This window comes from Sphingomonas sp., assembly GCF_004799495.1.
Classification (GTDB): domain Bacteria; phylum Pseudomonadota; class Alphaproteobacteria; order Sphingomonadales; family Sphingomonadaceae; genus Sphingomonas.
Window position 1 is genome coordinate 158068 of sequence record NZ_SSMY01000006.1, and the last position, 18313, is coordinate 176380.

16 protein-coding genes are annotated in these 18313 nt (G+C 64.4%); 1 reads left to right on the forward strand and 15 read right to left on the reverse strand.

Translation table 11 applies throughout. The annotated features are described in order from the left end of the window. Position 1: 1 nt before the first annotated feature. The 12 genes from E7773_RS06620 to E7773_RS06675 form a co-directional block, all read right to left on the reverse strand. Positions 2-499 (reverse strand): hypothetical protein, encoded by a 498-nt coding sequence (locus E7773_RS06620; protein WP_293989715.1) that lies wholly within the window; start codon positions 497-499, stop codon positions 2-4. Beyond that, a complete protein-coding gene (rutA, locus tag E7773_RS06625) occupies positions 496-1557 on the reverse strand; it encodes a pyrimidine utilization protein A (RefSeq protein ID WP_293989717.1) in 1062 nt (353 codons plus the stop codon). Before rutA ends, E7773_RS06620 begins: the two co-directional genes overlap by 4 nt. Before the next feature lie 4 nt (positions 1558-1561). Beyond that, complete coding sequence (rutD, locus tag E7773_RS06630) at positions 1562-2347, reverse strand: pyrimidine utilization protein D (RefSeq protein WP_293989720.1); 786 nt, start codon at positions 2345-2347, stop codon at positions 1562-1564. Between the two features lie 88 nt (positions 2348-2435). After that, a complete protein-coding gene (gene rutC, locus E7773_RS06635) occupies positions 2436-2819 on the reverse strand; it encodes a pyrimidine utilization protein C (protein ID WP_293989723.1) in 384 nt (127 codons plus the stop codon). A 4-nt stretch (positions 2820-2823) separates the two neighbouring features. Next, complete coding sequence (gene rutB / locus E7773_RS06640) at positions 2824-3555, reverse strand: pyrimidine utilization protein B (protein ID WP_293989725.1); 732 nt, start codon at positions 3553-3555, stop codon at positions 2824-2826. A 37-nt stretch (positions 3556-3592) separates the two neighbouring features. Next, positions 3593-5191, reverse strand: a complete 1599-nt coding sequence (locus tag E7773_RS06645) for a long-chain fatty acid--CoA ligase (protein WP_293989728.1) — start codon at positions 5189-5191, stop codon at positions 3593-3595. Positions 5192-5232: 41 nt separating this feature from the next. Continuing rightward, complete coding sequence (dnaE, locus tag E7773_RS06650; RefSeq protein ID WP_293989731.1) at positions 5233-8724, reverse strand: DNA polymerase III subunit alpha; 3492 nt, start codon at positions 8722-8724, stop codon at positions 5233-5235. Positions 8725-8763: 39 nt separating this feature from the next. After that, complete coding sequence (locus tag E7773_RS06655; protein ID WP_293989734.1) at positions 8764-9426, reverse strand: TMEM175 family protein; 663 nt, start codon at positions 9424-9426, stop codon at positions 8764-8766. 2 nt (positions 9427-9428) lie between these two features. Further along, entirely contained in the window at positions 9429-9908 is a 480-nt protein-coding gene (locus tag E7773_RS06660; protein ID WP_293989738.1) for a glutathione peroxidase, read from the reverse strand. A 10-nt stretch (positions 9909-9918) separates the two neighbouring features. After that, on the reverse strand, positions 9919-10593 hold the full coding sequence (locus tag E7773_RS06665) for an ABC transporter ATP-binding protein (RefSeq protein WP_293989741.1): 675 nt from the start codon (positions 10591-10593) through the stop codon (positions 9919-9921). Further along, positions 10586-11839, reverse strand: a complete 1254-nt coding sequence (locus tag E7773_RS06670) for a lipoprotein-releasing ABC transporter permease subunit (RefSeq protein ID WP_293990006.1) — start codon at positions 11837-11839, stop codon at positions 10586-10588. Before E7773_RS06670 ends, E7773_RS06665 begins: the two co-directional genes overlap by 8 nt. Positions 11840-12335: 496 nt before the next feature. Further along, complete coding sequence (locus E7773_RS06675) at positions 12336-14807, reverse strand: TonB-dependent receptor (RefSeq protein ID WP_293989744.1); 2472 nt, start codon at positions 14805-14807, stop codon at positions 12336-12338. Positions 14808-15040: 233 nt separating this feature from the next. On the opposite strand from E7773_RS06675, the gene E7773_RS06680 reads away from it, so the two are divergent. Then, the gene (locus E7773_RS06680; RefSeq protein ID WP_293989746.1) at positions 15041-15514 is read left to right on the forward strand and encodes an Hsp20 family protein; all 474 of its coding nucleotides are present in this window, start codon (positions 15041-15043) and stop codon (positions 15512-15514) included. 73 nt (positions 15515-15587) lie between these two features. Here E7773_RS06680 and E7773_RS06685 read toward each other — a convergent pair whose 3' ends face one another. The 3 genes from E7773_RS06685 to secG form a co-directional block, all read right to left on the reverse strand. Next, positions 15588-16112: a hypothetical protein gene (locus E7773_RS06685; protein WP_293989748.1), complete on the reverse strand. Its 525-nt coding sequence runs from the start codon at positions 16110-16112 to the stop codon at positions 15588-15590. Between the two features lie 11 nt (positions 16113-16123). After that, a complete protein-coding gene (locus tag E7773_RS06690; protein WP_293989751.1) occupies positions 16124-17758 on the reverse strand; it encodes a CTP synthase in 1635 nt (544 codons plus the stop codon). A 97-nt stretch (positions 17759-17855) separates the two neighbouring features. Beyond that, a complete protein-coding gene (gene secG / locus E7773_RS06695; protein ID WP_293990007.1) occupies positions 17856-18287 on the reverse strand; it encodes a preprotein translocase subunit SecG in 432 nt (143 codons plus the stop codon). Between the last annotated feature and the right edge of the window lie 26 nt (positions 18288-18313).

An 18313-nucleotide genomic window follows, 5' to 3' on the forward strand; every position in this document is an offset into this window, starting at 1 on the left:
ACTAGCGCTCGATCTCCTTTAGCGGACCAGCCGCGAAAAATCCCTTCCAGCCCGAAGCGCTCACAATACGGCCATCGCGAAAGGAAAATTTGATTGTCGACGTGACACTCGATTTGCTGTCGATGAATTCGACATCCATTTTCCACTCACTACAGGCGTTCGCCGGCGGTGGGGGCGTTCCACTCCAAGTGCTGAAACGAAAACTATCTGCTCGTAAATTAAGGGCCATCGCTCGCAGTCCTTGAACCCCTGTTCCGAGCGGGCGCCCGACGTCCCCGCCGCCTAAACTAAAATCGGCCGATGGGGCGACCACTGAGGCGAGCGTAAAATCATCCTTCCATCCACGGCTACGGGCACGATCGACCGCATCGATAGCGCGATGAGAAAGGACATCGATAACATCCGTCATACTAGCGGTCGCCGGGAGGTCGCATTTAACGACGCCGGTGGCCGCAGGAAACGCGGTGTTCGCAATGATCATCGCGAATGGAATAATCATTTCGGTCGACTCTTCATCAACGGCTGGATCTTCGTCCCGAAATCCTCGACGCCAGCCACGAAATCGTCGAACGTCAGCAGCACGCCGCCGGTGTTCGGCACCTCGGCCATTTCGTCGAGCATCCGCGCGATGCTCGCGTAACTCCCGACCAAAGTCCCCATGTTGATGTTGACCGCCCCTTCCGGCGCGGCGAGCTGGCGGACGTTGGTGGTGGCGTTGACCTTGTCGGCGGCGCCCTGGTCCTTGAGCCAGCTGATCGCGTCGACATCGACTCCGGCGTTGATGTGCTGCCACCGCGCCATCGCTTCCTCGTCGGTGTCGGCGGCGATGATCATGACGAGCACGAACACCGACACGTCGCGGCCGGTCTTCGCGGTTGCCTCGGCCAGCCGCTCGTTGTTGAACGCGAACGCGGTCGGGGTGTTGACGCCCTTCCCCAAGCAAAAGGCGTAATCCGCCCATTTCGCCGAGAAGGCGAGCCCCTCGTCCGACGAGCCCGCGCAGATGATCTTCATGTCGCCCTCGGGCTTGGGACGGACGAGGCAGTCGTCCATCTGGTAATAGTCGCCCTTGAAGTCGCTCCGCCCGGTTTCCCACAGCTCGCGCAGGATGCGAGCATATTCGTCCAACATCTGGTAACGATTACGGAAATGCTCGTCGCCGGGCCACAGTCCCATCTGGCTGTATTCGGGCCGTTGCCACCCGGTGATCAGGTTGAGCCCGAACCGCCCATGGCTGATCGAATCGATCGTGTTGCACATCCGCGCCGCGAAGGCGGGCGGGATGACCAGCGTCGGGCAGGTCGCATAGATTTTGATCTTCTCGGTCACCGCGGCGAGCCCCGCCATCAGCGTGAAGCTCTCCAAGCCATATTCCCAGAACTCGGTCTTGCCGCCGAACCCACGCAACTTGATCATCGAGAGCAGGAAGTCGAGCCCGTGCTTCTCCGCCGACTGCGCGATTTGTTTGTTGAGATCGAACGACGGCATGTATTGCGGCGCGTTCTCCGAAATCAGCCAGCCATTGTTGTTGATGGGCACGAAAACGCCGACTTGCATGGGCTTAGCTCCTGAGGAAATCGAGGACGATGCGGTTGAAGGTGTCGGGATCGGTGACGTTGCAGGCGTGGCCGCCCCAGTCCATCAGCGATAGCGAGATGTTGTCGTTGGCGGCGGCGAGGTGCTCCGACGCGGTGTAGGGCGCGAGCATGTCGTCACGCGCGGCAAGCGCCAGCGTCGGCGTGGTAAGGCTGCCGATCCATGCGGTCCCATCGAACGCGGCAATCGCGGCGATGCGCGCTCGAAGTGTCGCTTCCGGCTGAAAATGCGCGACATGGTGGACGGCGTTGCGGTCGAGCTGGTCGCCATGCTCTGCGATCCAGCTTGCAGGGAACAGGAAGATGGGTTGGGCAGCGACATAGGCGGCGGGGCCACCCGATTTCAGCACATGCAGTCGCGCGTCGAAGCAACGCAGCGTCACCGGATCGGTCTTCACCCAGCCGTTGACGACGACCAGCTTGTTCAGCCGCTCGGGAGCAATCCGCGCTAGCGCCAGGCCGATGATCCCGCCGAGCGCATGGCCCATCAGATCGGCGCGAGCGATACCCGCGCCGTCCATCAGCGCGATCACGTCGCGCGCCATGTCGTCGATCGACGTCGGAATGGGGATCGCCGGGTCGCTCTTTCCGGTCCCGCGATGATCGTAAACGATCACTCGATGCGCCTCGGCCAGCGCCGGCAGGTTCGGCGCCCAATAACTGCCCGATCCACCCAGCCCGGCCGACAGGATCAGCGGCGGGGCGTCACCATGCCCATGCTCTTCATAATAGAGTCCGCCCGCCTGCCCCATTCACGCCTCCCCGGCGAAGGCCGGGGCCCAGCATCGGGCCGCTCGCAACTGGGCCCCGGCCTTCGCCGGAGAGGTGTATAGTGCTGGCTCAGCCAATGTGCGCGACCGACGCGATCTCGACCAGGCAATCGGGCTTCACCAGCTCGCACTTGATGCAGTAACGCGCGGGCTTCGGGCCGGGGAAATACTCGGCATAGACCTGGTTGAACGCGGCGTAATCGCCGAGATCCTTGAGGAAGATATGGTTCATCGCGACGTCGGCCATCGTCGCGCCGGCCGCTTCGAGCGTCGTCTTGATCACCTCGAGCACATGCCGGGTCTGCGCCGCCGCGTCGCCGACATGGAGCACCGCCCCGCCCTCGCCCAGCGCCAGCACGCCCGAGACGTAGACGGTGTTCCCCGCCTTGGCGCCGGCCGAATATGGCGCGATCGGGGTCGGGAATTGCGGCGGGTTGATGGGCTCGAACGCCATGACATCAGTCCTTACTATCTGGTTGGGGAAGTTGGCCGAAACTGCCGCAGAAGTCCGCTACGGTGCTGACCCAGCCGAAGAATTTCTCGACGTTGTAGACCGTCGCGTCCTGCATCGCGGGCGGGCCGAGATGGTGCGTCGCGTCCTCCAGCATCACGCCGAAATATTCGAGGTGGAAGCCGTCGCGCAGCGTGCTCTCGACGCAGACGTTGGTCGCGATGCCGACGAACACGATGTTGCGGATGCCACGCGCGCGCAGCGTCGAATCGAGCTGCGAGTTGAAGAAGGCGGAATAGCGCGTCTTGTGGAGCGTGATATCGCCCGGCTGGGGCTTGAGCGCATCGACCAGCTCGTAGTCCCACCCGCCGCGCGCGAGCAATTGCCCGGCTAGTTCGGGCCGTGCGCGCATCGTCTTGAGCGCATTGGACTTGTGCCAGTTGGGTGACCCCGGACCGCCGGCTTCCTTGTAATCCTGATCCCAGCCGTTCTGGAGGTAGACGACTTGCACCCCGGCCTTGCGCGCGGTGTCGAGCACCGTCGCGATCTTGCCGATCGTCCCCGCCGCGCCCGCGATGTCGAACCCCGCGAGATCGACATAGCCGCCCTCGCTCGCATAGGCGTTCTGCATGTCGATCACGACGACCGCGGTCTCGCGCGGGGCCAGCCGCAGCGCCTCGGGCCGGGCGCTGAGCGTTACGCCATTCTCGCCGGCGCTGCCGGTCGTCACCATGTCCATTTAGACGAAGCTGCCCGTCCCCGCGCCGAAAGGCAAGTCAGGCTGCGCTGGCCAGTTTGTAATCCTTGTACCGCGCACGAAGCTCGGTCTTGAGGATCTTGCCCGTCGCGGTGTGCGGCAACTCTTCGACGAAGAGGATCTCATCGGGCAGCCACCATTTGGCGACGTGCTTCGCCAGGTGTGCGGTGATCTCCTGTGGGGTGACCTCGCCGCCCGGCTTGCGCACGACGAGCAGGATCGGGCGCTCGTCCCATTTGGGATGATAGACGCCGATCGCGGCTGCTTCGTGCACGCCGGGGCAGCCGACCGCGGCATTTTCCAGGTCGACCGAACTGATCCACTCGCCGCCCGACTTGATCACGTCCTTGGCGCGGTCAGTGATCTGCATCGTGCCGTCGGGGTGGAGCACCGCGACGTCGCCGGTATCGAACCACTGGTCCTTGTCGACCGCGTCCTGCTCCGCCTTGAAATAGCGCTTCACGACCCATGGCCCGCGCACCTGCAGCCGGCCGGAGCTGACGCCATCGCGCGGCTGCTCCTTATCGTCGTCGTCGAGCACGCGCAGCTCGATCCCGAAGGGAATCTGCCCCTGCTTGCTGACCAGATCGAGCTGCTCGTCCAGCGTCATATCGTCCCACTGCGGCGGCGGCGTGCCGGCGGTGCCGATCGGCGAGGTCTCGGTCATGCCCCACAGATGCTTGACCACCACGCCCATCCCCATGATTCGCTCGATCATCGCGCGCGGACAAGCCGATCCGCCGATCGTCACTTGCTGAAGATGCTCCGGCTTCTCGCCGGTCGAATCGATGTGCTGGAACATCGCCAGCCACACGGTCGGCACGCCGGCCGAATGCGTGACCTTTTCCTGATTCATCAAGCGGCAGATCACGCTCGCTTCGTTGGTCGCCGAATAGACGATCTTCGCGCCCGCCAATGCGCACGCAAACGGCAGCCCCCAGGCGGCGGCGTGAAACAGCGGCACCACCGGCAGCACCACCGCGCGCGGGCTGAGGTTGAACACCCACGGTGCGACTTCCGCCATGGCGTGGATCACGGTCGAGCGATGTTCGTACTGAACGCCCTTGGGGTTCCCCGTCGTGCCGCTGGTGTAGCAGATCATGCAGGGGTCGCGCTCCGGCCCCTCATGCCACGCATACTTGCCGTCCTCGCCGTCGAGGATCGTCTGGAAACCGTCTGGCCCCAATTCGTCGTACGCGACGTAATGCTCGATACTCGTCCATTGCGGCTTCAACCGGTCGACCAGCGGCTGGAACTGCTTGTCGTAGAAGAGGACGCGGTCCTCGGCATGGTTGGCGATGTAGACCAGCTGCTCGTCGAACAGCCGCGGGTTGATCGTGTGGATCACCCCCCCCATCCCGATCGCGCCGTACCACGAGGTCAAGTGGTGATGGTGGTTCATCGCCAGCGTCGCGACGCGGTCACCGGGCGCGATACCCTTCTTCTCGAGCCACTGCGCGAGCTTGCGCGCGTCGCGGTGGACGCCGGCCCAGTCGGTTCGCGTCTCGCGACCGTCCGCCCAATAGCTGACCAGCTCGCGGCTGCCATGCTCGCGCGCGGCGTGATCGAGCAGCCGCATCACGCGCAGTTCGAAATCCTGCATCGCACCCAGCGCCATCACGCTCTCCCCGCCGCTATCTCGCGGGCAGTATTTCGCGCCTAGCCGACCAGCGCAAGCCGTTGTGGCGGGGCGATCACGACCTCGGCGGACGAAACACCGGGCAGGCCGGCGATGCGATCCGTCAATTCGAGGTCCAGCAGGAAGTCGCGGCCGAGCAGCACCGTCGCGCTTCCACCATCCGGCAACGCCGCGGTCACGCGTGCCTCACCCCTCGCGCCCCGCGCTTCCGACAGCAGCGCACAGATCGCGGGAATCGCAACGACGTCGTCGACCGCGATATCCAGCATCATTCGCGTCGTATTGGCCAGGCTTTCGAACGGCTGGATGCGCTTGATTGTGACGCGCGGGGTTTCCTCGCCCGCACGGCGGTCGAGTTCGACCGTCAGCAATCCGCACCCGCCATTGCGCGCGGCTTCCTCCAGGTCGCTCGCAACGACCTCGTCGAAACACGTCGCGACGAACTGACCCGACGGGTCCGACATCGTCGCCATCATGTAGCGGCGTCCCTTGGCGGAGGTGCGCCAGCGGGCATCCTCGACCATCGCCGCCATCACCGCGCCGGCGCGGCCATTTTCGGGGATCTGGATATCGCCCAGATCGGCGAAGCGGCGTGCGCCATGCATTTTGGCGAGTTGCGCGAATCGGTCGACCGGATGCGCGGAGAAATAGAAGCCGAACGCCTCTTTCTCCTGCTCCATTCGCTGCGCGAGGGTCCAGCGGACCGAGAGCGGCAGCTTGATGTGCGTGCCCGACGCCTCGCTTTCGCCGAACAACCCGCCCTGCCCGCTGGTCTTCTGGTCGTGCACGCGCGCCGCGGTGGCGAGGATCGTTTCGGCGCACGCGAAGATGCCGGCGCGGTTGGGATCGACCCCGTCGAACGCGCCGGCCGCCGCCAGTGTTTCGAGTTGGCGTTTGTTCAGGAGGCGCGGATCGACGCGGTGCGCGAAATCGTCGAGATTCGCGAACGCGCCGTTGGCGTCGCGCTCCTCGACCAGCCGCTCCATGGCACCCTCGCCCACCGACTTGAGTGCGGCGAGCGCGTACCGGACCGCCAATCCCCCGCCCGCCGGCTGCACGTCGAACTCCGCCGCGCTGGCGTTCACGTCGGGCGGCAGGATCGCGACGTCGAGCCGGCGCATGTCGTCGACGAAGATCGCAAGCTTGTCGGTCAGGTGCAGGTCGTAACACATCGACGCCGCGAAGAATTCGTGTGGGTGATGCGCCTTGAGCCACGCGGTCTGGTACGCGAGCAGCGCGTACGCCGCGGCATGCGACTTGTTGAACCCGTAGCCCGCGAACTTGTCGATCAAGTCGAACAGCTCGTTCGCCTTGGCCTTGTCGATCTGGTTGGTTTCCAGGCACCCGGCGACGAAATGGTCGCGCTGCGCAGCCATTTCGGACGCGATCTTCTTGCCCATCGCGCGGCGCAACAGGTCGGCACCGCCGAGCGAATAGCCCGCCAGCACCTGCGCCGCCTGCATCACCTGTTCCTGATAGACGAAGATGCCGTACGTCTCCGCCAGGATCGGTTCGAGCAGCGGGTGTGGGTAGGTGATCGGCTCCTGCCCGTTCTTGCGCCGACCGAAGCTCGGGATGTTGTCCATCGGGCCGGGCCGGTAGAGCGAGACGAGCGCGATGATGTCGCCGAAATTGGACGGGCGAACCGCGGAGAGCGTGCGCCGCATCCCTTCGGATTCGAGCTGGAACACGCCGACAGTGTCGCCCTTCTGGAGTAACTGATAGACGTCCTCATCGTCCCAGGTCAGCGCGTCGAGATCGAGCGCGATGCCGCGCTTGGCGAGCAATTGCGTCGCCTTTTGCAACACCGATAGCGTCTTGAGGCCGAGAAAGTCGAACTTCACCAGACCCGCATATTCGACATATTTCATATCGAACTGCGTGACGGGCATGTCGGAACGGGGGTCGCGGTAGAGCGGCACCAATTCGGCCAGCGGGCGATCGCCGATCACCACGCCCGCGGCGTGCGTCGAGCTGTGACGCGGCAATCCCTCCAGCTTCATCGCCAAGTCGAGCAGATGCCGCACGTCCTTGTCGCCGCGATACTCGCTCGCCAGTTCGCTGACGCCGTTGAGCGCGCGGGTCAGCGTCCACGGATCGGTCGGGTGATTGGGAATCAACTTCGCCAGCCGGTCGATCTGGCCGTAGCTCATCTGGAGCACGCGCCCGGTGTCCTTGAGCACCGCGCGCGCCTTCATCGTCCCGAACGTGATGATCTGCGCGACGGTGTCGCGGCCGTATTTCTGCTGGACGTAACGGATTACCTCGCCGCGTCGCGTTTCGCAGAAGTCGATGTCGAAGTCGGGCATCGACACGCGCTCGGGATTGAGGAAGCGTTCGAACAGCAAACCCAGTTTGATCGGGTCGAGATCCGTGATCGTCAGCGACCACGCGACGACGCTGCCAGCGCCCGATCCACGGCCCGGGCCGACCGGAATGTCGTTACTCTTCGCCCATTGGATGAAGTCGGCGACGATCAGGAAATAGCCGGGGAAACCCATCGAGATGATGACGTCGAGCTCGAATTCGAGCCGGTCGCGATATTCCTGCTCCCAGCCGTATTCGCGCGTTTCCAGTTCCACGATGCGGTCGAGCCGCTTCTGCAATCCCTCGCGCGCCGCGGCGCGCAGCATCTCCGCCTCGCCGTCGCGGTCGCCCGCCAGGCTCGGCAGGATCGGCTTGCGCTTGGGCGCCGCGACCGCGCAGCGTTGCGCGATGACGAGCGTGTTGGCGATCGCCTCGGGCAAGTCGGCGAACAGCGTCCGCATATCCTTGGCGGGCTTCATCCATGCATCGGGGGAACTGCGCGGACGGTCTTCGCTGGCGACGTAACTCGACGAGGCGATGCACAACATCGCGTCGTGCGCCTCGCCGAATTCCTGATCGGCGAAGCAGCACGGATTGGTCGCGACGATCGGCAAGTTGCGAGCGTAGGCGAGGTCGAGCAGCTCGGCCTCGGCCTTGCCCTCGACGGGGTCGAGGCGGCGCGAAATCTCGATGTACAACCGGTCGCCAAAGATGCCTTGGAGCCGGTCAGCATAGGTGAGCGCGCGCTCGGGCTGGTCCTCCGCGAACAATCGGGCGAGCGCGCCTTCCCCGCCCGCGGTTAGCGCGATCAGGCCATCGGCATGCGCGGACAAGGTTTCGAGACCGACATGCGGCGCCTGTTCGATTGGGCGACCGAGATGCGCGTCGCTGACCAACTTGCACAGGTTGAGATACCCGGCCTCGTCTTGCGCATAGAGCGCCAGCCAATCGACCGCGACCGCAGCACCCTCGGGCAAATCGGGCCGCGCGACGCCGAGCATCGCGCCGATGATCGGCTGCACCCCTGCCTCGATCGCCGCATCGGAAAACTGCATCGCGGCGTAGAGGCCGTTGCGATCGGTTAGTGCGGCGGCGGGAAATCCCAGAGCGCGCGCCACCTTGGCGATCGCCTTCGGCTCGATCGCCCCGTCGAGCATCGTGTAGCAGGAGAAGATTCGCAGGGGCACGAAGCCGGAATGGGGCATCGGTCGACTATGGACGCCGCATCCCCGCGAGGCAAACCGCTACGCCGCGCTATCCACAGCTTTCGTCGGCGCGAGCCGGGGCGCCACGACACGCCGGAGAACGAATATCGACAGAGCGACGGGCGCGATCACCCATACCATTTGGCGTTTGTCGACGAACAGGCAGACGAAGAACACCGCTGGCATGATCAGCGTCGGCAGCGCCTTTCGCCAACGTTCGGCCTGTGTGACTTCGTCGCGCATCACGCCCCGCCGTGCCGACGCATAAATCCACATCGCCGAGTTCATCAGCCCGCAAACCACCATGACCAGGCAATAGAATTTGAACCCGACGGTGAGCCCGCCCGGCTGATAGAAGACGTGCACCGCCGCCGGCAGGATCGCGATGCCGCACAACAGGCCCAACGCGAATGCGGTAAGGATATTGTCGGTGCGCCGCACGCGGGCGAACAATTCGCGGTTGGCGACCCAGAACACTGCCGTGACCAGAAAGCTCAGCGCGTAGGCAACCAGGCTCTGGCCGCTTTCGGCAAGCATCGCCGCCAGCGAATCAGGGTGCTCGGGCAAGTGGATCTCGAGCGCGGCCAGCGTCGTCGCGATCGCGAAAATCCCGTCCGACAACATGATCAGCCGGTCCGTGCGATGCCGCTGTACGTGCCTGGCGAGCGGCTCCTCGGTGGCGAGCGATTCGATCTCCGCCACGGTCAGAGCAGCTTTTCGATGTCCGCGGCGATCTCCTCCGGTTTGGTTGTGGGCGCGTACCGTTCGACCACCTTACCGTCCTTACCGACCAGGAACTTGGTGAAGTTCCACTTGATCCCCTCGGTGCCGAGGAACCCTGGTGCCTGTTTCTTGAGCTCGGCATACAGCGGATCCGCGGCCGATCCGTTGACGTCGATCTTGGCAAAAACCGGGAAGGTGACGTCGTAAGTCAGCGAACAGAAGGTCGCGATTTCCTCGGCGTTGCCCGGCTCCTGCGCGCCGAACTGGTTGCACGGAAACCCGAGTACCTCGAAACCGCGGCTGGCATATTGGCGGTGCAGCGCCTCCAGTCCCTCATATTGCGGCGTGAACCCGCATTTCGACGCGACGTTGACGATCAGCAGCACCTTGCCCGCGAACTCGGCCAGATCGGCGTCGGTGCCGTTCGCCGCCTTGACGTGGAAATCGGTGATCGCGGTCATGTGTGCCCCCTTATTCGAGATGCCCGTCGTGCAAGCGTACCACACGATCCATCTTCGCCGCGATCCGTTCGTTGTGCGTCGCGATCAGCGCGGCGGACCCTTCCTGGCGGACCAGACGGAGGAGTTCGGCGAGCACCACGTCGGCGGTACCTTCATCGAGATTGCCGGTGGGCTCGTCCGCGAGGATCAGCGCGGGGCGATTGGCGAGCGCGCGCGCAACCGCGACGCGTTGCTGCTCCCCGCCCGACAATTGGCTGGGCTTGTGCGTCAGGCGATGGCTCAGCCCGAGCGCGACGAGCAGCGCGTCGGCGCGCGCCTCCGCCTCGCCCTGTGTCGCGCCGTGGATCAGCTGCGGCAGGACGACATTCTCGATCGCCGTGAAGTCGGGGAGCAGATGGTGGAACTGATAGACGAAACCGAGGCGGTCGCGTCGTGTCACGGTGCGCGCTGCGGCGTCCTGTTGCGCAACTTCGGCCCCGGCGATGCGGATCGACCCGCCGAACCCGCCCTCGAGCAAACCAACCGCCTGAAGCAGCGTCGACTTGCCCGATCCCGACGGGCCGAGCAGCGCGACGATCTCGCCCGGGCCGACCGAGAGGTCGACGCCGCGCAACACCTCGATTGTGACGCCGCCTTGCTCGAACGACCGGGTGAGCCCTTGCGTGGCCAGTACCGGGCTATTCATAGCGCAGCACCTGCACCGGATCGGTCCCGGCTGCCTTGAATGCCGGATAGAGCGTCGCGACGAACGTCAGCAGCAAGGCGACCACGACGATCGCCGCGATCTCGATCGGGTTGGGCTTGGACGGCAGTTCGGTGAGGAAGCGGATCGAAGGGTCCCACAGATTCTGACCCGTGATGCGCCCGACCACATTCAGCACCTGTTGCCGCACCGCCAGCGTCGCGAATCCGAGCAGCGTTCCTACGGCGGTGCCGAGCACGCCGATCGTCGTCCCCACCGTCATGAAAATCCGCACCAGCGATCCGCGCGTCGCGCCCATCGTGCGCAGGATCGCGATGTCGCGCGTCTTCGCGCGGACCAACATAATCAGCGACGAGGCGATGTTGAACGCCGCGACCAGGATGATGATGCAGCCGATCACGAACATCACGACCTTCTCGACCGCCAGCGCCTCGAACAGCTCGGAGTTCATCTGGCGCCAGTCGTTGATGACGGCGCGCCCCTGAACCTTGGCGGCGAGCGGGCGCAGGATGTCGCCGACCTTGTCCGGGTTATCCGTCTTGACCTCGATCATCATCACCGTGTCGCTGGGCAGCAGAAGCAGCGTCTGCGCGTCCTCCATCGGCATCAGGACGTAAGATTTGTCGTAATCGTACACGCCCACCTCGAAGATCGCGCCGACGGTATAGGCGACCATTCGCGGCATCGTACCGAACGGCGTCGATTGGCCCGCGGGGTTCCAGATCGTGATCTGGTCGCCGACCTGGACGCCGAGCGATTCGGCGAGGCGCGAGCCGATCGCGACGCGGTTGCTGCCCGGGGTGATGCTGGCGAGATTCCCAACGATGACGTTATCGGCGATCGCCTTGTTCTTGCGCAGGTCGTCGACCTGCATGCCGCGCAACAGGATGAATTCGACTCGACCGTTGACCGTCGACATCAGCGGCTGGTCGATCAGCGGAATGGCGCTGGTCACGCCGGGCGTCGCCTTGGCCTGCGCGGCGATGTTCCGCCAGTCGCGCAGCTGGCCGTTGTACCCTTGCACCATCGCGTGGCCGTTGAGCCCGACGATCTTGTCGAACAGCTCGGCGCGAAAGCCGTTCATGACGCTCATCACGATGACCAGTGCCCACACGCCGAGCATCACCGCGCCGAGGCTGAACGCGGCGACCACGGCGATGAACCGCTCGCCCTTGCCGGGAAGGAGATAGCGCCCCGCGATCATGCGTTCGTAGCGCGACAGGAGTATCAATTCGGCCCTCGCTCGTCCGCCCCCGGATCGCCCCGCTCTACGGTGACGGCAAGTGACTGGCAACCAAGGCGATGCTGTGGCGGATTCGACACACGGTTGCCGCAATCGGCGGCCGGCGGGTCGTTTGGCGATGACAAAGCGGGACTCGCCGCCTAGCACCGGGCTTCACGAAACGCAGGTCGATGGCCGTGGTTCGGGGATTGCTTCCAGCTCCGTCTCGACAGGGACGCGCGGGCGGAAGCTTCAAGGGGGCTGACGAGCAATCGTCACGCAGGCGACCGGGCTGGTAACAGCTCGGTCGTTTGCTTTTGGGCGAAGCGAAGTCGGCTAAGCAAGCTTGGCCGGCGGTGCGGAGCAGCGCTTCGCCCGGTCGCCTGGCGACCCGAGCGACGGCGGCTTTGCCGACTGGCGCGCTTAACCAGCGATGAGGGTCTTCTTCGAGCTTCCAGTAAGAAGAAGACCCTCACCCCCTGTCCCGCGCGCGCGGGAACCATCAAAAACTCACGCGAAGCGTCGCGCCATAGGTGCGCGGATCGCCCGGTTGACCGACGATCAGCCCGGTGCTGCCCGACTGCGCGCTGAGCAACTCGAAATAATGCTGGTCGAAGACGTTGCGGACCCAGCCGTAAACGTTGAACTTGTCGGTTCGGTAGCCGGCGCGCAGGTTCGACAACGAGTAGCCGGCAATGTCCATATAGGCCGAGCGTGAAGGGTTGGATGAGAATCTGGAACGATAGCTGCCATCGTACCCGATATACGCCTTGCCGTTGCCGACCGGCACGTTGAACTCGCCGCCCCACGACAGCGCCCATTTCGAGATGCCGGGCAAAATCTGCCCCGAAATGTCGCAATAGGCCGGACTGCGGCCGCCGGGCGTGCCGGCCGGATCGGTGACGCCGCCGGGCGCGGTCGCGCTGCCGCCCGACAGTTCCGGCGGGCACGGCGCATTCTTGAAGTCGACATATCTGGCGTCGGTATAGGCACCGTTGAAATAGAGGCTGAGCCGCGGCGACGGGCGGAGCGACGAATCCCATTCCACGCCGCGCACCCGCACCTTGCCGGCGTTGGCCAAATATCCACGGATCACGTTGATCGCATTGTTGTTCACCGTCGCCTGATAATCGGTGATCTCGTCCCAGAATCCCGCGAGATTGACCGTCAGCTTTCGGTCGAGGAACTGCGTCTTAAGCCCAACCTCGAAGTGGTTGACCTTCTCGGGTTTGACCGTCTGCGTGCTAAGATCGACGCCAGTGCTGGTCGAATTGAGCGGCAGGCCGGACAGGTTGATCCCGCCCGATTTGAAGCTCCGCGCATAGGTCGCATAGAAATGCACGTCGGGCGTCGCGTCGTACGACAGTGTCAGGTCGCCCGACAGGTTCCACGCACTGAAACGCGGGCTGTAGCGCTGCGGCGCCAGCGTGTTGATTTGATTCTGAAACGTTGTCCGCGCAGCGCTCGGGTTGGGGAAGGCCGCGAGCAAAGCGGCGACGTTATCGGCGGTGGCGACGAAATTGTATTGTGCATTGGCGATGCTCACGACCGATTCGTAGAACCCCGATTTCTTGTCGTAATTGAGCCGAAGCCCAGGCTGGACGTGCAGCTTGTCGGTCAGTGCCCAATTGAGCTTGCCGAACACCGCGAAACTCGTGTTGTCGAAGCTGATCGTGTTGGTCGACGTCAGTCCGTCGAGTACGTTGGGGTTCGACGCATCGGCGCCAGATAGCAGCCAGCGGCTCGCCGCCGGCCCCTGCACTTGCGATCCTTGCGTGTTGATCGTCTGATTGAAGAAGAACGCGCCGAGCGTATAGCTGAACTTGCGCTGGCCGTTCGACGAGATGCGCATTTCCTGCGAAAGCTGCTTTTGCTGCGACGGGTTCTGCGACACCGTGGTAATCGGCAGCCCGACGAAGTCGCGGTCGTTGGCGGGTTTCCAATCCCAATAGCGCCAGGCGGTGACCGACGTGACCGTTGCCGATCCGACGTCCCAGCTACCGACCAGCGACAGCCCGCCGACTTCCTGGCGCGAATTGATGCTCGCATCGAGGTCGGTCACGCGGTCGAACGGGTCGAAGCTCGGCGGCGTATAGCCGAATGCCGCGGCCAGTGCCGTATATTGCCGCGCCAGCGGACGCTGCGTCGGTGCCAGACGCGCATAATATTGCACGCAGCAATAGGGATTTTGCAGGCTGAGGTCGGCGGAGAAGGTCAGGTCGAGCGTGGGTGTCGCTCGCCAGAGCAACTGGCCGCGGACGCTGAAATTATCCTGCTTCTGCAGGTTCTGATCCTTGGTGATGTCATAGATCGTCCCGCCGCGCTTGGTCACCGAAGTCGAGATGCGCGCCGCGAGCTTGCCGTCGGCGATCGGCGCGGAGGCCGATGCCTTGATCTGCACGAGCCCGTAATTGCCCGTGCTGACTTCGAACGTCGCCTCCGGCTCGAAGCTCGGCTTCTTGGTGGTGATATTGACCGCGCCGGCGGTGGTGTTCTTACCATAGAGCGTGCCTTGTGGCCCACGCAGCACTTCGACGCGTTCGACATCGACGAAATCGAAGGTCGAGGCGCCGACGCGGCCGATATAGACTTGGTCGATATACAGCCCGACGCCCTGTTCGATCCCGTCGTTGGTCAACCCGAACGGCGCGCCGAGCCCGCGGATGTTGATCGCCGAATTGCGCGGGTTGCTCGAATAGAATTGCAGCGAGGGCTGGAGCGTCTGGAGCCGGTTGACGTTGAACGCACCGGTGTTGGAGATCGTCTCGCCGGAGAGCACCGATACTGCGATTGGCACGTTCTGGAGCCGCTCCTCGCGGCGGCGTGCGGTGATGACGATGTCGCCGTCGTCCCTAGGCGCGGCCTGCGGGTCGGCCTGCGGGGCGGGCTCCGCGACCGGAATCCGTGGAGTGTCGGCAAGCGCGATCGCTTGCGGCGCGGCGGCGGAGAGCAAGAGCGGCAGCGTCGCAAGCATCGTCGATTCCCTTGTTAGATCGAGAACCGATAAAATCCCCACTCGGTTGCTATGATTACAGCAAGTTCGCCTGTCTGTGCGCCGAAGCCAAACTTTAGCACCATTGAAAAACGGCGACATTTTATCGTTTGGACTATCTTGAACCGGCGACGGAACGCCCCAGATATGCGGCGACGCGATGCCCAACACGGGGTCGCGCCAACCTGAACATTGCTCATTTGGAGGATATTCACATGCGACAGTTCGACCTGACCCCCTATCGCCGCTCGACCATCGGTTTCGACCGCCTGTTCGACATGCTCGAAGCATCGACGCGCCAGTCGAGCGCCGACAATTACCCCCCGTTCAATCTCGAGCGCACCGCCGAGGATCATTTCCGCATCACGCTCGCGGTCGCCGGCTTCCGCCGCGACGAGATCGAGATCGTCGCGCAGCAGAACCTGCTGACCGTCAGCGGCAAGAAGGACAAGGACGGCGACCAGTCGGCGTTCCTGCACCTGGGTATCGCGACGCGCAGCTTCGAACGTCGCTTCGAGCTCGCCGACTTCATCCGCGTCGAGGATGCGCGGCTCAACGACGGCCTGCTGACGATCGACCTGGTGCGCGAAGTGCCCGAGGCGCTGAAGCCGCAGACGATCGCGATCAAGACCGGCGCGCCGCTCGCTGCGATCGAAACGACGACTGCGGACGAAGCTAAGGCAGCGTAACCGCGAGGACGGTTCTCCTCCGTTGGAGGCGTCCAATGACGGCGCCCGGATCGAACGGTTCGGGCGCCTTTTTTCAGCTACCTCGCCACTTGGCCATCGCGCGATCGTAAGCGATCTCACGCGATGCGCGCTGCCCTTCCAGCTTGGCAGCCTTGGTGCAATATTGGGTGTCCAGCGTCGCCCGCTTCTTTTCGAGGGCTGCGATCTGTCTGTCGAGTTCGCCGACGTCGCGTTCGTGCTGATCGGCGGCGTCGACTAACGCTTTTTCCGCCGCGTCGAGCGGCGCGCGGTCGGGGCGCGGACCTCGCGGCTTGACCGCTTTCGCCGGTTTCGGTTTGCTCTTCCTTGCGGCGGATGTCTTGCCCTTCGACAAGGCGGCGACTTGTTCGCCCGCCGTGCCGCGCGAGCGCTTGAACACCGTGCCGGGCTGGGCCAGCGGCTCGGCGGTCAACGCCGGATCGGTCACCTCCTCGGCCATACCGCGGGCGAACAGATTTTTGTCGCTGCCCCACGCCCGCAGCGCCGCGGCACGGCTGAGCGTGGCGACATAGGCGTCGTGAAAACCGATCGGCGTGCGGAATACCTTGAGCTTGGGCATCCGGGGGACCGTCAGACCAACCGGCTCTTCTTCACCGCCGCCTCAATGAAGCTCGCGAACAGCGGATGCGGGTCGAACGGCTTGCTCTTCAACTCGGGGTGAAACTGGACACCGACGAACCACGGGTGGTCGGGCCGCTCGACGATCTCAGGCAGCATGCCGTCGGGCGACATCCCGCTGAATACCAGCCCGCCCTTCTCCAGCGCCGTCCTGTAGCCGGTATTAACCTCGTAGCGGTGACGATGCCGCTCGCTGATGTCGGTCGCGCCGTAAATCGAGGACACCACGCTGTTGCCGGCCAGCTTCGCGTCGTACGCGCCGAGCCGCATCGTGCCGCCCAGATCGCCACCCGCCTCGCGCTTCTCGACGCCCTCGGCGGTCATCCATTCGGTGATGATGCCGACCACGGGCTCGTCGGTCGGGCCGAATTCGGTGGAACTGGCCTTTTCTATCCCTGCCAAGTTCCGCGCCCCTTCGATGCACGCCATCTGCATCCCGAAGCAAATGCCGAAATACGGCACCTGCCGCTCGCGCGCGAACTTGACGCTGGCGATCTTGCCCTCCGCGCCGCGCTCCCCGAACGCGCCGGGGACGAGGATCGCGTGGAGCGGTTCGAGGCTCGCCGCGACGTCGCTGTCTTCATGCTCGAAGATTTCGGCGTCGATCCAGCGGATGTTGACCTTCACCCGGTTCGCGATCCCGCCGTGGACCAGCGCCTCGTTGAGCGACTTGTACGCGTCCTGCAGCCCGACATATTTGCCGACCACCCCGACCGTGACTTCCCCTTCCGGATTGGTCAGCCGGTCCATGATGTCGGTCCAGCGGTCTAGCCGCGGCTTCGCTCCGGGCTCGATCCCGAACGCGTTGAGGACGGCTTCGTCCAGCCCCTCCTCGTGATACTGGACCGGGACGGCATAAATGCTTTTCGCATCGAGCGCCGGAATGACCGCGTTCGCCGGCACGTTGCAGAACAACGCGATCTTGGCGCGCTCGCTCGCCGGTAGCGGTTGTTCGCAGCGGCACACCAGCACGTCGGGCTGGACCCCGAGCGCCGCGAGCTCGCGCACCGAATGCTGCGTCGGCTTGGTCTTCAACTCGCCCGCTGCCGCGATGTACGGCACCAGCGTCACATGGACGCTGACCGAATTGCCACGCCCCAAATCGTTGCGGATTTGGCGAATCGCCTCGATGAACGGCAGCGATTCGATATCGCCGACCGTCCCGCCGATCTCGCACAGCACAAAATCCAGGTCGTCGGTATCCGCGAGCGCGAACGCCTTGATCGCGTCGGTGACATGCGGGATCACCTGCACCGTCGCGCCGAGATAATCGCCGCGCCGCTCGCGCTGGATGATCTGCTGATAGATCCGGCCCGAGGTCACATTGTCCGACTGCCGCGCCGCAACGCCGGTGAAGCGTTCGTAATGGCCGAGGTCGAGGTCGGTCTCCGCGCCGTCGTCGGTGACGTAGACTTCGCCATGCTGATATGGGCTCATCGTGCCCGGATCGACGTTGAGATAGGGATCGAATTTCCGGATGCGGACGCGATAGCCGCGCGCTTGCAGGAGGGCGGCGAGGCTCGCCGCCATCAAACCCTTGCCAAGCGAGGACACCACGCCGCCGGTAATGAAAATAAACCGCGCCATGGGAGAAAACGCCTAGCTTGGATTGGGGACGGACGGCAAGCGCGCGAATCCGCGACCCGGCAAATAAATTGCCGGCGCCGCGGTCCGCTACGCGAATTTACTTGGTCGGCGCGACCGTGTTGCCGGGGGCCGCGCGATTTTCCTGCGGCGTGGTGACGCCAGGAAAGCTCAGGTTGGCCGGCGCGGCCGTACCCGCCGCGGCGTTGGCCGCGTCGCCGCCGAACGCGCCGCCATTGGGCGCGGACTGCGCGGGTGCGGGCGCGGTCGGCGCCACCCGGTTGACCGAGGTATCGATCGAAGTCGCGTGCCGCGTCGCCGCCATGAACGCGAGCGTGATCGACAGCAACACGAACGCCGTCGCCAGGATCGCGGTCGAACGCGTCAGGAAATCCGCCGCGCCGCGCGCCGACATCAGCCCCGCGGGGCTGCCGCCGCCGGTCAGTCCGCCGCCTTCCGAGCGCTGCAACAGGATGACCGTGACAAGCGCGAACGCGACGAGGAAATGGACGACGAGCAGGAAACTGAACAGCATGGAACGGGAAGCGCCTGAAATGG

Coding starts and splice junctions, on each gene's coding strand:
- E7773_RS06620 (WP_293989715.1), bottom strand. CDS start 499: ATGATTATTCCATTCGCGATGATCATTGCGAACACCGCGTTTCCTGCG.
- rutA (WP_293989717.1), bottom strand. CDS start 1,557: ATGCAAGTCGGCGTTTTCGTGCCCATCAACAACAATGGCTGGCTGATT.
- rutD (WP_293989720.1), bottom strand. CDS start 2,347: ATGGGGCAGGCGGGCGGACTCTATTATGAAGAGCATGGGCATGGTGAC.
- rutC (WP_293989723.1), bottom strand. CDS start 2,819: ATGGCGTTCGAGCCCATCAACCCGCCGCAATTCCCGACCCCGATCGCG.
- rutB (WP_293989725.1), bottom strand. CDS start 3,555: ATGGACATGGTGACGACCGGCAGCGCCGGCGAGAATGGCGTAACGCTC.
- E7773_RS06645 (WP_293989728.1), bottom strand. CDS start 5,191: ATGGCGCTGGGTGCGATGCAGGATTTCGAACTGCGCGTGATGCGGCTG.
- dnaE (WP_293989731.1), bottom strand. CDS start 8,724: ATGCCCCATTCCGGCTTCGTGCCCCTGCGAATCTTCTCCTGCTACACG.
- E7773_RS06660 (WP_293989738.1), bottom strand. CDS start 9,908: ATGACCGCGATCACCGATTTCCACGTCAAGGCGGCGAACGGCACCGAC.
- E7773_RS06665 (WP_293989741.1), bottom strand. CDS start 10,593: ATGAATAGCCCGGTACTGGCCACGCAAGGGCTCACCCGGTCGTTCGAG.
- E7773_RS06675 (WP_293989744.1), bottom strand. CDS start 14,807: ATGCTTGCGACGCTGCCGCTCTTGCTCTCCGCCGCCGCGCCGCAAGCG.
- E7773_RS06680 (WP_293989746.1), top strand. CDS start 15,041: ATGCGACAGTTCGACCTGACCCCCTATCGCCGCTCGACCATCGGTTTC.
- E7773_RS06685 (WP_293989748.1), bottom strand. CDS start 16,112: ATGCCCAAGCTCAAGGTATTCCGCACGCCGATCGGTTTTCACGACGCC.
- E7773_RS06690 (WP_293989751.1), bottom strand. CDS start 17,758: ATGGCGCGGTTTATTTTCATTACCGGCGGCGTGGTGTCCTCGCTTGGC.